Source organism: Gordonia sp. (in: high G+C Gram-positive bacteria), assembly GCF_049647785.1.
GTDB lineage: Bacteria > Actinomycetota > Actinomycetes > Mycobacteriales > Mycobacteriaceae > Gordonia.
Genome location: NZ_JBARYI010000091.1, coordinates 33285 through 45451 on the forward strand (window position 1 = coordinate 33285; position 12167 = coordinate 45451).

Below are 12167 nucleotides of genomic sequence, written 5' to 3' on the forward strand. Positions count from 1 at the left end.
CTCCACTAGACCGCACGAAGACCGTTGACCAGCGAAGGAACCCTCGTGAAGAAGAACATGATCGTTGCCCTGGCCGCTCCGCTGCTTGTCGCCGCGGCAGTCTCGTCGTGCAGCGTTGAAGCTTCAGTTGGCACCTCCAACTCGATTTCAAAGTCCGATCTGGCTTCCGCAACACAGAAGTCCCTGGCCGAGAAATTCGGCGATCAGACTGGCGAAGTGCGGTGCAAGGGCGACCTCGAGAAAAAGGACGGTGCCACCCAGGAATGCGCGATCAAGGATCGCAACGGGTGGCTTCCGATCACCATCACCGCCAAGGGTAGCGACGGCAAGTTTAATTATGAGGTGGGTACCGCGGTCATTCCCGAACCCACTTGGTGACAGGCGCTGGCCTACGGGCCAGCGAAGTCCGGGTCGCTCGCCAACCCCGACGCCACCTGTGACGCCAATTCCAGTGCGCGCGCGGCCCATTCGGGCGTAGCCGAGGCGAGGCCGCAGGTCGGGGTCACAAGAATGTTGTCGCGCAGCACGTTTCGCGGCAGCCCGATGCGATCGATGAGGCTTGCGAGATCAGCGGCAAGCTCTTCGGCCTGCAGCGGCGCGCCCGCCTTGGGTGCGGTCGACGGCACCAGGCCCGCGGCGAGAATCCCCCCGGAGTCCAGGAAACTGCCGAGACCGTCGTAGTCGCGGGCCGCGTCCAACGTCGTCACGTCCAACGACAGCGCCACCGACGAGAGCTGCTTCGTCAAATCCCAGCGGGGCACATTGCACGAATGCAGGACTACCGGCACACCGAGCGCGTCAATCATTTCCTGCAACTGCGCTGCGACATCGGGTGCCGGAATCGGACGTATCGGGTCAAGTCTGGTCAGGGGCGTCACACGACCATCGATCACGCGACCCACGTCAGGCTCATCAAGCTGCACGACGACCGTCGCCCCGAGGCGCCGCTGCAACTCCCCAACGTGCTCGCGGAGCCCTTCGGTCAGAGAGGCCGCAATATCGCGCACTGCGCCGCGGTCCTTGACAATCTTGTGGCCGCCTCGCAATTCGATGTGTGCACCCAACGTGAATGGTCCGCACGCCTGCACCTTCACCACGCGGCCCGACCCCATGAGACCAACTGTTTCCCAACGCTCTTCAAGAGCGTCCAGGTCCCAGCGCAGCCAGTCGCGGGCACGACGAGTTGTGGTGTTCGGGTGGTCGGCAAGCCGGTAGGCGCGGTGCACCAGGTCAACGTTGATATCGACCAACAGCGCACCGGTGCGACCGATCATGTCTGCACCCACGCCCCGATCGGGCAGTTCGGGCAGGAAGGGGAAGTCGACTTCGCCCGTCGCGACCTTCACCGATTCACGAGGATCGGTTCCGGGCATCGACCCGATACCAGTACCGACACCGGTCGGCACCGATCCGAGAACCTCGGTCATACCCCGGTCCCGGTGATGCGGCCACAGCCAATCACCTGATCACCGTTGACCGCATCGGCGAGGTACAGCACGGCTGCCTGGCCGCGGGCCACGCCACGCAGCGGTTCGCGCAGTTCAATCCGCATTTCTGGGCCATCAACGCCGTCAACGGGCGTGGCGATCGCGGGGGCCAACCCACCGTGTGCGCGGACCTGGACCAGGCATTCGACGGGACCGTCAGGGGTCACACCCGAAGTCCAGATCGCCTTGTTCGAGGTAATGGACCAGACTTCGAGCTCTTCGGCACCTCCGACGGTGACCGTCCCACTGTTGGGGTCGATGCTGGTCACGTAGCGTGGCTGCCCATCCGCCGCGGGGGCTTCAATACCGAGGCCCTTGCGCTGCCCGATCGTGAACCCGTGAACGCCTTCGTGCTCGCCGAGGACGTCGCCCGTCGCCGAATCAACGACGGAACCGGTGCGGATACCGATCTTGGCACCGAGGAAGGCACGGGTGTCACCACTGGGAATGAAGCAGATGTCGTAGGAATCGGGCTTGTCGGCGACGGCTAGACCGCGCCGCTCGGCTTCCTCGCGAATCTGCGGCTTAGCGGTGTCCCCCACCGGAAACATCGCACGCGACAACTGCTCGTGGTCGAGCACGGCGAGCACATAGGACTGGTCCTTGTCGGCGTCGACCGCGCGACGCAAGACGCCATCTTCCAAACGTGCGTAGTGGCCGGTCGCGAGAGCGTCGAAGCCGAGTGCCACGGCCCGCTCCGCGAGCGCCGAGAACTTGATCTTCTCGTTGCACGACAAGCATGGATTGGGGGTTTCGCCCGCCGCGTATGCCGCCACGAACTCGTCGATCACGTCTTCCTTGAACTTCGCGGCGAAATCCCACACGTAAAAGGGAATGCCCAGCAGGTCGGCGACGCGTCGAGCATCGTCGGCGTCCTCGCGGGAGCAGCAACCGCGCGACCCGCTGCGCAGTGCACCCGGGGCCGTCGACAATGCCAGGTGTACACCGACCACCTCGTGCCCAGCTTCCACCGCCCGCGCTGCGGCGACAGCCGAATCGACGCCACCGCTCATTGCTGCAAGTACACGCATTAGGAATTTCCTCCGGTTCGCCCACCAGCCACCGAGAGCAACCCTGCGGCCCGGGCACGGTCCACGACTTCACCGATTACCCCGGCGACGACGTCGACATCTTCGTTTGTGTTGTCCGGTCCCAACGAGAACCGGAGCGATCCGCGGGCGGTCGCGGTGTCCAAGCCCATCGCCAGGAGGACGTGGCTTGCTGCGGCAACGCCCGCGGTGCATGCCGATCCGGTGGAACACTCGACACCTTTGGCATCGAGCAGCATCAGCAGTGAGTCGCCTTCGCAACCGTCAATCGACACGTGCAGCAGACCCGGCAATGCCAGCTTTTCGTCGACGGTGCGCGCACCGTTGATCCGGACGGCACCAACGGCCGTAATCACCTCAGCCAGGCGGTCACGCAATGCCGCGACACGCACGGTTTCGTCGTCGAGCCCGGCAACCGCTTTCCGCAAAGCCGCAGCCATTCCCGCCGCGGATGCCACATCGGGAGTGCCGGATCGCAGGTCTCGCTCGTGACCGCCACCGTGCAGGAGCGGAACGGCAGCCACATCCCGACGGATCAAGAGAACGCCGGTGCCCTGCGGGCCGCCGAACTTATGAGCCGCCACCGACATGGCCGATAGCCCGCTCGTCGTGAAGTCGACCGGCAGATGGCCAACCGCTGCGACGGCGTCGGAGTGCACCGGAATCCCGGCGTCAAGGCCGAGTTGCGCGATCTCGGCGATCGGCTGGATGGTGCCAACCTCGTTGTTCGCCCACATCACCGAAATCAGCGCGATCTGGCCCGCATGTTCGACGAGCGCTGCGCGCACCGTATCCGGGTGTACAAAACCGTTCTCGTCGACGGGTAGGACCACCAATTCCGCACCAGCTTCGTCAGCTAGCCACTGCGCCGGATCCAACACTGCGTGATGCTCCACGGCGGAAATAACAATCTTGCGAAGACGGTCATCCTCGCGACGTCGGGCCCGGTAGATGCCCTTGATCGCGAGATTGTCGGACTCGGTACCACCGGCGGTAAAGATCACCTCGGACGGTCGTGCACCAAGGTCGCGGGCGATAGCCTCGCGCGATTTCTCCAGAGTGCGCCGCGCCGCCCGACCAGCACCGTGCAGAGACGATGCATTTCCGGGGTGACGCCAAGCATCAACCATCGCCGCGACGGCTTCGGGAACCATCGCGGTGGAGGCAGCATTGTCGAAGTAGACGGGAGGGCGCTGAACAGACATGACTTCACCAGGATAGACACCGGGCCCGCCCAACTCCCACCCGAGAGATGCCCGTCACGGCACACCGGGTCAGGCGGCAGTCGTTCCCGGTTCGCGAAGCGGGGCCGGAACTGCCAGGTCGACAGCGAGTTCGCGCAGGTCGTCGGACGAGACAGTCGGTGCGATCAGTTCCTGCGCCGCGGCCGCCAACTCCGCCCGACTGCCCGCAGGCAGCTGCAAGTCGAAGACGGTGACGGTGATGGTCAGGTCTGCCGATCGCAGTACCCGCGACATGGTGGTGCCCACGGTGTCGTCGCCGAGAAAACCGGGCATCGTCGTGGCATGGCCGGCGTCGGTGTAGCGCAAGCTAATCGGGAGGACCGGGACGCCCGCGTCGACAGCGGCTTGGAAGAAGGCGGGACGGAAGCGGCCCGATGCGGTCCCGCACCAAGTGGTTCCTTCGGGAAAGACCACCACGGGCCGACCGCTGTCGAGCACCCGCCCCACTTGGTCGATCATGGGTCGCAAGCGTCCGAGGTCGCCGCGAATGTGCGGTAATACCCCGAACAGTCGGGCGACGGGCCCAAAGCCTGCCATCTGCACGACCTCTCGCTTCGCGACAAACCGTGCGGGAGTCACGGCGGCCACGGCGACAATGTCCAGCAGGGAAATGTGGTTGGCGACCACGAGTGCGCCGTGTACCCGGCGACCATCGGTAGGACGGCGATCGTCGATCCGCAGGGTGATGCCCATCAGGCGAAGCGTCACCTTCGCTGCGCCGCGCCAGTAGCGGTGCCGGGCGCTGCGTGGTAGCAGCAGCGTCGCTAGGCCAACCATCGCAATGATCGATCCGACGGAGATGACGGTGCCCGCGCGCGCAATCGCGCGCAGGCGGGTCGCCGGGTTCGCTGGCGTGTGAACGCAGTGCGGTCCGCACGGACTGCTGGGTACCCAGATGTTTGCGGTCAACGGTTGGTCCTCCGCTAGTTAGTGCCGAGCCTGGTCATGGCACCGCGCAGTCGTTCGGTGTACCGCTGATCGCCGCGGTGCCGGTCGAGGACGGTCAGAAAGTCGCCGACGTCGAAAATCTCGTCGAAGGCCGGTTCACCGCAGACACGTGCCCCGAGGCGGACATACCCGCGCAGGAGTGCGGGGAGGCGGTTGGTGGTCGGAGGTTCCAGTTGATCCAGGCTCAGGCCGTCTACTTCGACAGGGCGGAACGGGAATACTTGCCAGTCTGCGCGGTGCTTGTCACGTGCCAGGTCGCGGATGCCGCGAAGTTCGCGTCCGCGGCCGATCGGCGACTCCAGCGGCACCGACACGCACCCCATCAGGTAGCGGTAGCCGCCTTCTTCGAGGTAGCCGAGCAGCGCGGCCCACAGCATGGCGGTAACCGAGCCACTCCGGTGGTTGGCGTCGACGACGGCGCGCCCCATTTCGACGGTCTCGCCGCGAATTGGTGAGAGCTCGTCGAGGTCGAACTCGGTGGCGGAGTACCAACCGCCCGCGGCGATGGCGCGGGGCGGCGGGAGGACGCGAGCACAGCCGACCAGTTGGCCCGTCGGCAGATGGTGGACCAGGAGGTGGTCACAAAAGTCGTCGAACGTATCGGCATCCAGTCCGGACGTGGCGTCGCCGATGGAGTCGGAGTACCCGGTTTCACTGTTGAAGACGTTGAAGCGGAGTCGTTGCGCGGCCTCGATCTCGCGGCGCACGTCGCCCTTGCTGATGCCGCCGATTCCCGCGTCGCTGACGATCGAAACGCAGTAGTCACCGCCGGACAGAAGCACCCGACGCGAAGAAGTTCTTGCACTGCCGAACTCGGTTACTGTCATGCCACGAAGTCAAGGCGGGCCAGTCGACGCGACGGTCACAGTGGCGTGACATGTCCGGACACGACAGGTGAACTCCTCGCGACGATGTGAACGGGCGGCAAACGAGCCGTCGAATCTGGGGCCAGAGCGTCGTCGTACCGGTTCTGGGTCGACTTCCCGCCCGACTTTCCCCTTTTCTGTCACATCTGACGGTCATGCTTCCGCCAAAGTGTCACCGGACGGCCTGTTCGGTGATGGGTGGGGCGAATCGTGACAGAAAAGGGGGACGGCCGAAGGCCGGGAAACGGGGCCGGGAAGACGACGACGCCCCGCCATGGGAATCCAGGGCGGGGCGTCGCGGGAAAGCTAGCGCACTACTTGCGCTTGTTGACCTCTTCGGTCAACTGCGGAGCGACGTTGAACAGGTCGCCGACCACACCGAAGTCGCTGATCTCGAAGATCGGAGCTTCTTCGTCCTTGTTGACGGCCACGATGGTCTTCGAGGTCTGCATGCCAGCACGGTGCTGGATGGCACCGGAAATACCGAGGGCGATGTACAGCTGAGGCGAGACGGTCTTACCCGTCTGACCCACCTGGAACTGGCCCGGGTAGTAACCGGAGTCGACCGCGGCACGCGAGGCACCGACAGCCGCACCGAGCGAATCGGCGAGAGCTTCGACCACTGCGAAGTTCTCAGCCGAGGCGACGCCACGACCACCCGAGACGACGATCGACGCCTCGGTCAGTTCGGGACGGTCGCCGCCAACGTTCGGCGCGAAGCCGGTGATCTTGACACCGCCCTCCTGTGCCGGAACCTCGACGTTAACGACTTCGCCTGCACCAGCGGCCGGCGCAGCCTCGACGCCGCCGGGACGGACCGAGATGACCGGGGTGTCGCCACCGGCGGTTGCGTCAACGGTGAACGCGCCACCGAAGATCGAGTGGACGCCAGCGCCGCCTTCCTTGACGTCGATGACGTCGGTCAGCAGGCCAGAGCCCAGACGCACGGCCAGCCGGCCGGCAACCTCTTTGCCGTCGGCAGTAGCAGCGACGAGCACGCCAGCGGCACCGTTGGCCTCGGCCAGCTGCGACAGGACGTCGACGGCCGGGGTGATGAGGTAGTTGGCGACGTCGTCCGACTCGGCGACGTAGATCTTCTCAGCGCCAGCCTCTGTGAGACCGGCGGTGATGCCAGCGGCCGAGCCGGGCTTGCCGACGACGACTGCAGCCGGGGTGCCGAGGGCACGGGCGGCGGTGATGAGCTCGCTGGTGACCTTCTTCAGTCCACCTTCGGCATCCTGCTCAACGAGCACGAGTACTTCAGCCATGATTGTTCTCCTGAAATTCTTGGGTTTCGCCTGTGGAAGTGGTGTTCGCGGGGATCAGATGATCTTCGACGCGACCAGGTACTCGGCGACCTTGGTGCCGCCGTCGCCCTCGTCGGTGACGCGCTCACCAGCGGTCTTTTCAGCCTTCGGGGTCACGGCGGTGACGGTGCTGCCCGCGTTGGCGAGGCCAACGGTGTCAGCGTCGACGCCGATCTCGGCGAGCGTCAGGACGCTCACTTCCTTCTTCTTGGCGGCCATGATGCCCTTGAACGACGGGAATCGCGGCTCGTTGATCTTCTCGTTGACCGAGACGATGGCGGGGAGCGAGGCCTCGACGTTAAAGATGCCTTCGTCGGTCTCGCGCTCGCCGCGGAGGGTCTCGCCGTCAACCTCCAACTTGCGCAGGTGAGTCAGGTGCGGGAGTTCCAAGTATTCGGCGATCATGGCCGGGACAGCGCCGCTGCGGCCGTCGGTGGCCTCGTTGCCGGCAATAACCATCTCGACGCCTTCGACGGTGCCGAGGGCGGTAGCCAGGACGTATGCGGTCTGGACCGCGTCGCTGCCGTGCATCAGGTCATCCTTGATGTGGATGGCCTTGTCTGCACCCATCGACAGGGCCTTGCGGATGGCATCGGTAGCGCGCTCAGGACCGACGCAGAGGAGGGTCACCTCGCCACCGTTTGCTTCCTTGATCTGCAGAGCCTCTTCGACAGCGCGCTCGTTGATCTCATCGAGCACTGCGTCTGCGGCTTCCCGATCGAGCGTAAAATCGCCATCGGCGAGCTTGCGCTCGGACCATGTGTCGGGAACCTGCTTGATCAGAACGACAATATTCGTCATGGGTCTTCGTCGACCTCCTGCTTCGGGTTCGGCAACTTACCGGCCGGTAAGGCCATGGGTCTCTGCCCTACTTTAGCGGCTGTCCGCCCGGCCGAGAACATGGCACCGATCACTTCCCACCTGCCAAGCGCCACAAGCACGGGTACTAAGGTCGAGTTGATGACCGAGAATCAGCCGACCGCGACCCCTCACGGCACCAACTTTGTTGGGGCACCGCCGTCCGATCAGCTTGCACTCACCGGTGAACGCACCGTACCGGGTATCCCGGCCGAAAATTACTGGTTCCGCCGCCACGAGGTGGCCTACGAATACATCCTCGACGCGGTTGCCGACCGAGATGTCCTCGAGGCAGGTTCGGGCGAGGGATATGGCGCGTCGATGCTCGCCACCCGCGCCAAGACCGTGACGTGTGTCGACTACGACGAACAGGCCGTCGCCCACACCTCTCGGGTGTACCCGGAGTTGACTGTTCAACAGGGCAATCTCATCGACCTGCCATTGGCCGATGGATCCGTCGATGTGGTGGTGAATTTCCAGGTTATTGAGCACCTCTGGGATCAGAGTGCCTTCGTCGCCGAATGCCACCGTGTGTTGCGTCCAGGGGGTTTCCTGCTGATGAGCACCCCGAATCGGGTGACCTTCTCGCCCGGCCGCGATACCCCACTCAACCCGTTCCACACGCGTGAGCTCAATGCCGCCGAACTTACCGAGTTGCTCGCTGAGGTACCCGGGACGACAGGCTTTGATGTGACCGGCATGGCTGGCGTCTACCACGGGACGTCGCTGGAAGCCCTGGACGCGAAGTGGGGTGGGTCGATCATCGACGCGCAGATCGAACGCGCCCTCGCCGGTGACCCCTGGCCCGACGAGTTGACCGCCGATGTTGCCGCGGTGACCACCGCTGATTTCGCTATCCGTTCGGCGAAGAAGGCCGACATCGATGCGAGCCTCGACTTGCTCGCCGTGGCGGTGCGTCGCCCGGATCCGGCGGACTAAATGGCTGAGCAGGTTCCCGGCCAGTTCACGCTGGTGCTGCATTCGCATCTGCCGTGGCTAGCCAATCACGGTCGGTGGCCGGTTGGCGAAGAGTGGCTCTACCAATCGTGGGCGAATTGCTATCAGCCGGTTTTCGCGGCGTTGCGTCGCCTGGCCGACGACGGCTTCACTGACGTGCTGTCACTGGGTATTACCCCGGTGTTGGCAGCTCAGCTCGACGACCCGCACTGCGGGACATCGATGTACGAGTGGCTGGCCGACTGGCAGTTGCGGGCCATGGAGGCGGCAACCGACTCCGACCCCGACCGCCGAAACATGGGTCACCGCGAGTTCCGGGCGGCCGCAACCGCCTTGGCCGATTTCGAGACCCAGTGGCGACACGGTGGCAGCCCACAGATTCGGCCACTCATTTCGTCGGGAATCATCGAGCTCCTCGGTGGCCCCCTGGCCCACCCGTTCCAGCCGTTGCTGGATCGGCGCCTGCGCCAGTTTTCCCTTCGCGAAGGCCTCGCCGATGCCGAGTTACGTTGGGGCACAAGACCGTCCGGCATCTGGGCACCGGAGTGCGCGTACACGCCGGGCATGGAGACGGAATACGCCGCCGCGGGTGTCGGACACTTTATGGTCGACGGCCCCACCCTGCACGGAGACACGGCCCTGGGCCGGCCCGTAGGTGACTCGGGCGTCGTTGCCTTCGGTCGGGACCTGACCGTCAGCTACCGCGTGTGGTCGCCTAAGTCGGGCTATCCGGGTCACGCGAACTATCGCGACTTCCACACCTACGACCACGAGACCGGCTTTAAACCTGTGCGGGTTACAGGTAAAAATGTGCCGAGTGAGGCGAAGAAACCGTACGACCCGTCGTTGGTGGATCCCGTCATCGATAAGCATGTCGACGATTTCATCGGTGCGGTCCGCGAACGCCTGATTTCCGAATCCGAGCGCATCGGCCGCCCAGCGCACGTCATCGCAGCCTTCGACACCGAACTATATGGCCACTGGTGGCATGAGGGCCCCATCTGGTTGGAACGGCTCATCCGCCGACTCCCCGAAGCTGGCATTACCGTGGGATCCCTCGAAACCGCCAGGCAGTCCGGGTACGTCGGCGAGCCCGTCGAACTCAGCGACTCATCGTGGGGTTCAGGCAAGGATTGGCGCGTCTGGGAGGGGCCCCAGGTGCAGCACCTCGTACAACTCAACGCCGAGGTCACCGAGACCGCACTCGACTCCCTCGACAAGCGGGCCAGCCACGAACCGGCCCGCGATCAGGTCGCCGACCAGATTCTGCGGGAAACCTTGATGACCGTTCAGTCCGATTGGCCGTTTATGGTGTCCAAGGACACGGCCGCCGGTTACGCCGAGGACCGTGCTTACAAGCACGCGCACGCTACCCGCGAGATCTGTGCGGCGTCTGACGCCGGTAAGGATCGACGAGCAGACCAGCTCGCGCAGGGTTGGCGGCGTGCCGACAATTTGTTCGGTGCCCTCGACTCCCGTCGACTACCGAGCCGGGAAGGCAACTTTTAATGCGCGTACTCGTCGTTTCTTGGGAGTACCCGCCGGTGGTCGTTGGCGGGCTCGGCAGGCACGTGCACCATTTGGCTGAGGCCGTTGCGGAGTTGGGCCACGATGTCATCGTGCTGACGCGCCAGCCGTCGGGCACCGATTCGACGACGCATCCCACCACGGACACCGTGGTGAACGGCGTGCGCGTTATTGCCGTGGCAGAGGATCCGCCAGCGTTCGATTTTGGTGCCGACATGATGGCGTGGACCCTCGCCATGGGTCACAGCTTTGTGCGCGCAGGTCTGCAGATTCTGCGCGACGAGCCGCGCCCGGACGTGGTGCACGCGCACGATTGGCTGGTAGCCCACCCGGCGAAAGCGCTGGCCGAGTACTTCGACGCGCCGCTGGTTTCGACACTGCACGCGACCGAAGCTGGCCGGCACAGCGGTTGGGTCGCCGGACACATCAACCGTCAGGTCCACTCGGTGGAGTGGTGGCTCGCGAATGCTTCCGACGCCCTCATCACCTGCTCGGCGTCGATGCGCGACGAAGTCGCCACACTATTTGGCCCGCAACTGCCGCCGATCACGTTGATTCACAACGGGATCGATGTCGGCACCTGGAGTTTCACTCCGCGCGCTGCCCGTACCGGTCCCGCGGAATTGCTGTTCGCCGGACGGTTGGAATACGAGAAGGGTGTGCAGGACCTCATCGAGGCATTGCCCGCCATTCGACGCCGCCATCCCGGCACCACTGTCACCATTGCTGGCGACGGCACCCAGAATCACTGGCTGCGCGAGCAAGCCCACCTGCACGGCGTCACCGATGCCGTTGAATTCGCCGGTCAGCAAGACCGCGATGGCTTGATGAAACTGATGCATCGGTGCGACGCGATCGTCCTCCCAAGCCGCTACGAGCCGTTCGGGATTGTTGCCCTGGAAGCTGCCGCAACGGGCATCCCCCTAGTGACGTCGACTGCTGGCGGATTAGGTGAGGCCGTCACCGACGGCGTCACCGGGTGGACGTTTGAGCCCTTCGATCCCGTCGGCCTCGCGACCGCCGTCTGCGCCGCCCTCGACGACCCCGAGGCGGCGGCCGCTCGCGCCCTCCGCGGCCGAGAACGGTTGGACGAGGAGTTCACCTGGCGGGCCATCGCGAAGCGAACCGCCGATGTTTACCGCGAGGCTGTCAAGCAGCCCACGCGCCCGCTGGGCCGCCCGGTAATTCCAATGCGCCCCATGCCCGAGCGCGATCCGATGCAGTAGAAATTTCGCTTCAACTGCCCCTTTGCCCTACTGCCGTCCGAACGGATGAATTAAACCGGGGACGTAACAACCGACTCAGAATGGGCGAAACTTTCGGTAAGTGACGTTCGTCACTGACATCCTGGGTGGCGAAACAAAGTCCACCTTAAGTGGAGGTGGACTGATGAATCGCAAAACTAGGGGCGCACTCGCTATCGGAGCCGGAGCCATCCTGCTACTGGGCGGCGCGGGGTCGTACGCCCTGTGGAGCGTCGACTCGGATATCGCCGGGGGCAGCAACATTTCGACCGGCAATTTCGCGCTGGATTGTGGAACGTCCGGTGCCTGGACCGACGAATCGCCAACGACAAACGGCGTACTGACCGTCAATCCTTCCGTCGACCTGATGGTTCCGGGCGACGTCTGGAAGTACACCGGTAGTTGCACACCCACGTTCACCGGTAAAAACATCAAGGCCGAACTCAGTGTCAGCGGGATCGGCACGGGTGCCACGCTTCCCACTGGCATCACCGCGGTTTCCACGGCCAACGGCAGCCCGGGCACTGCGTTCCCCGCAGTCAGCGGAACACCCATCGCCGTCACTGTCACGTTGACCTTTGATGCGGCCACCGGCGGAACCACCAGCACGAACACCGCCGTATCGGTCGATGCCATGGCGATCTCACTCAAGCAGCTTCGTCCGTAGCCCGCCACCCATC

The 12167-nt window shown here is 64.6% G+C and carries 12 protein-coding genes; 5 read left to right on the plus strand and 7 right to left on the minus strand.

Annotated elements, in window-relative coordinates:
• The first annotated feature begins 45 nt into the window (after positions 1 to 45).
• The gene (locus WBA38_RS15980; RefSeq protein WP_424297444.1) at positions 46 to 378 is read left to right on the plus strand and encodes a DUF4333 domain-containing protein; all 333 of its coding nucleotides are present in this window, start codon (positions 46 to 48) and stop codon (positions 376 to 378) included.
• 11 nt (positions 379 to 389) lie between these two features.
• On the opposite strand, the gene WBA38_RS15985 is transcribed toward WBA38_RS15980, so the two are convergent.
• The 7 genes from WBA38_RS15985 to WBA38_RS16015 form a co-directional block, all read right to left on the minus strand.
• Positions 390 to 1427: a vitamin-B12 independent methionine synthase gene (locus WBA38_RS15985; protein WP_424297442.1), complete on the minus strand. Its 1038-nt coding sequence runs from the start codon at positions 1425 to 1427 to the stop codon at positions 390 to 392.
• Entirely contained in the window at positions 1424 to 2518 is a 1095-nt protein-coding gene (mnmA, locus tag WBA38_RS15990) for a tRNA 2-thiouridine(34) synthase MnmA (protein ID WP_424323106.1), read from the minus strand. The genes WBA38_RS15985 and mnmA overlap by 4 nt, the downstream gene beginning before the upstream one ends.
• A complete protein-coding gene (locus WBA38_RS15995; RefSeq protein WP_424323107.1) occupies positions 2518 to 3741 on the minus strand; it encodes a cysteine desulfurase family protein in 1224 nt (407 codons plus the stop codon). The genes mnmA and WBA38_RS15995 overlap by 1 nt, the downstream gene beginning before the upstream one ends.
• 69 nt (positions 3742 to 3810) lie before the next feature.
• Positions 3811 to 4689, minus strand: a complete 879-nt coding sequence (locus tag WBA38_RS16000) for a lysophospholipid acyltransferase family protein (RefSeq protein WP_424323108.1) — start codon at positions 4687 to 4689, stop codon at positions 3811 to 3813.
• A gap of 14 nt (positions 4690 to 4703) precedes the next feature.
• Positions 4704 to 5555, minus strand: a complete 852-nt coding sequence (locus tag WBA38_RS16005) for a GNAT family N-acetyltransferase (protein ID WP_424323109.1) — start codon at positions 5553 to 5555, stop codon at positions 4704 to 4706.
• Positions 5556 to 5908: 353 nt separating this feature from the next.
• Positions 5909 to 6862 carry an electron transfer flavoprotein subunit alpha/FixB family protein gene (locus WBA38_RS16010; RefSeq protein WP_424297433.1) on the minus strand — a complete coding sequence of 318 codons (954 nt, stop codon included), beginning with the start codon at positions 6860 to 6862 and terminating at the stop codon, positions 5909 to 5911.
• Between the two features lie 54 nt (positions 6863 to 6916).
• A complete protein-coding gene (locus WBA38_RS16015) occupies positions 6917 to 7702 on the minus strand; it encodes an electron transfer flavoprotein subunit beta/FixA family protein (RefSeq protein WP_424297431.1) in 786 nt (261 codons plus the stop codon).
• Positions 7703 to 7861: 159 nt separating this feature from the next.
• On the opposite strand from WBA38_RS16015, the gene WBA38_RS16020 reads away from it, so the two are divergent.
• The 4 genes from WBA38_RS16020 to WBA38_RS16035 all read left to right on the plus strand — a co-directional run bounded on the left by WBA38_RS16020 (position 7862) and on the right by WBA38_RS16035 (position 12154).
• Positions 7862 to 8698, plus strand: a complete 837-nt coding sequence (locus WBA38_RS16020) for a class I SAM-dependent methyltransferase (RefSeq protein WP_424323110.1) — start codon at positions 7862 to 7864, stop codon at positions 8696 to 8698.
• Positions 8699 to 10225: a 1,4-alpha-glucan branching protein domain-containing protein gene (locus WBA38_RS16025; RefSeq protein WP_424297428.1), complete on the plus strand. Its 1527-nt coding sequence runs from the start codon at positions 8699 to 8701 to the stop codon at positions 10223 to 10225.
• Positions 10225 to 11469 carry a glycosyltransferase family 4 protein gene (locus WBA38_RS16030; RefSeq protein WP_424323111.1) on the plus strand — a complete coding sequence of 415 codons (1245 nt, stop codon included), beginning with the start codon at positions 10225 to 10227 and terminating at the stop codon, positions 11467 to 11469. Before WBA38_RS16025 ends, WBA38_RS16030 begins: the two co-directional genes overlap by 1 nt.
• A gap of 163 nt (positions 11470 to 11632) precedes the next feature.
• A complete protein-coding gene (locus tag WBA38_RS16035; protein ID WP_424323112.1) occupies positions 11633 to 12154 on the plus strand; it encodes an alternate-type signal peptide domain-containing protein in 522 nt (173 codons plus the stop codon).
• The last annotated feature ends 13 nt before the right edge of the window (positions 12155 to 12167 follow it).

Bases quoted from the DNA above. Each gene is read 5' to 3' on its own strand.
- WBA38_RS15985 (WP_424297442.1), bottom strand. From the start codon at position 1,427: ATGACCGAGGTTCTCGGATCGGTGCCGACCGGTGTCGGTACTGGTATC.
- mnmA (WP_424323106.1), bottom strand. From the start codon at position 2,518: ATGCGTGTACTTGCAGCAATGAGCGGTGGCGTCGATTCGGCTGTCGCC.
- WBA38_RS15995 (WP_424323107.1), bottom strand. From the start codon at position 3,741: ATGTCTGTTCAGCGCCCTCCCGTCTACTTCGACAATGCTGCCTCCACC.
- WBA38_RS16005 (WP_424323109.1), bottom strand. From the start codon at position 5,555: ATGACAGTAACCGAGTTCGGCAGTGCAAGAACTTCTTCGCGTCGGGTG.
- WBA38_RS16010 (WP_424297433.1), bottom strand. From the start codon at position 6,862: ATGGCTGAAGTACTCGTGCTCGTTGAGCAGGATGCCGAAGGTGGACTG.
- WBA38_RS16015 (WP_424297431.1), bottom strand. From the start codon at position 7,702: ATGACGAATATTGTCGTTCTGATCAAGCAGGTTCCCGACACATGGTCC.
- WBA38_RS16020 (WP_424323110.1), top strand. From the start codon at position 7,862: ATGACCGAGAATCAGCCGACCGCGACCCCTCACGGCACCAACTTTGTT.
- WBA38_RS16025 (WP_424297428.1), top strand. From the start codon at position 8,699: ATGGCTGAGCAGGTTCCCGGCCAGTTCACGCTGGTGCTGCATTCGCAT.
- WBA38_RS16030 (WP_424323111.1), top strand. From the start codon at position 10,225: ATGCGCGTACTCGTCGTTTCTTGGGAGTACCCGCCGGTGGTCGTTGGC.
- WBA38_RS16035 (WP_424323112.1), top strand. From the start codon at position 11,633: ATGAATCGCAAAACTAGGGGCGCACTCGCTATCGGAGCCGGAGCCATC.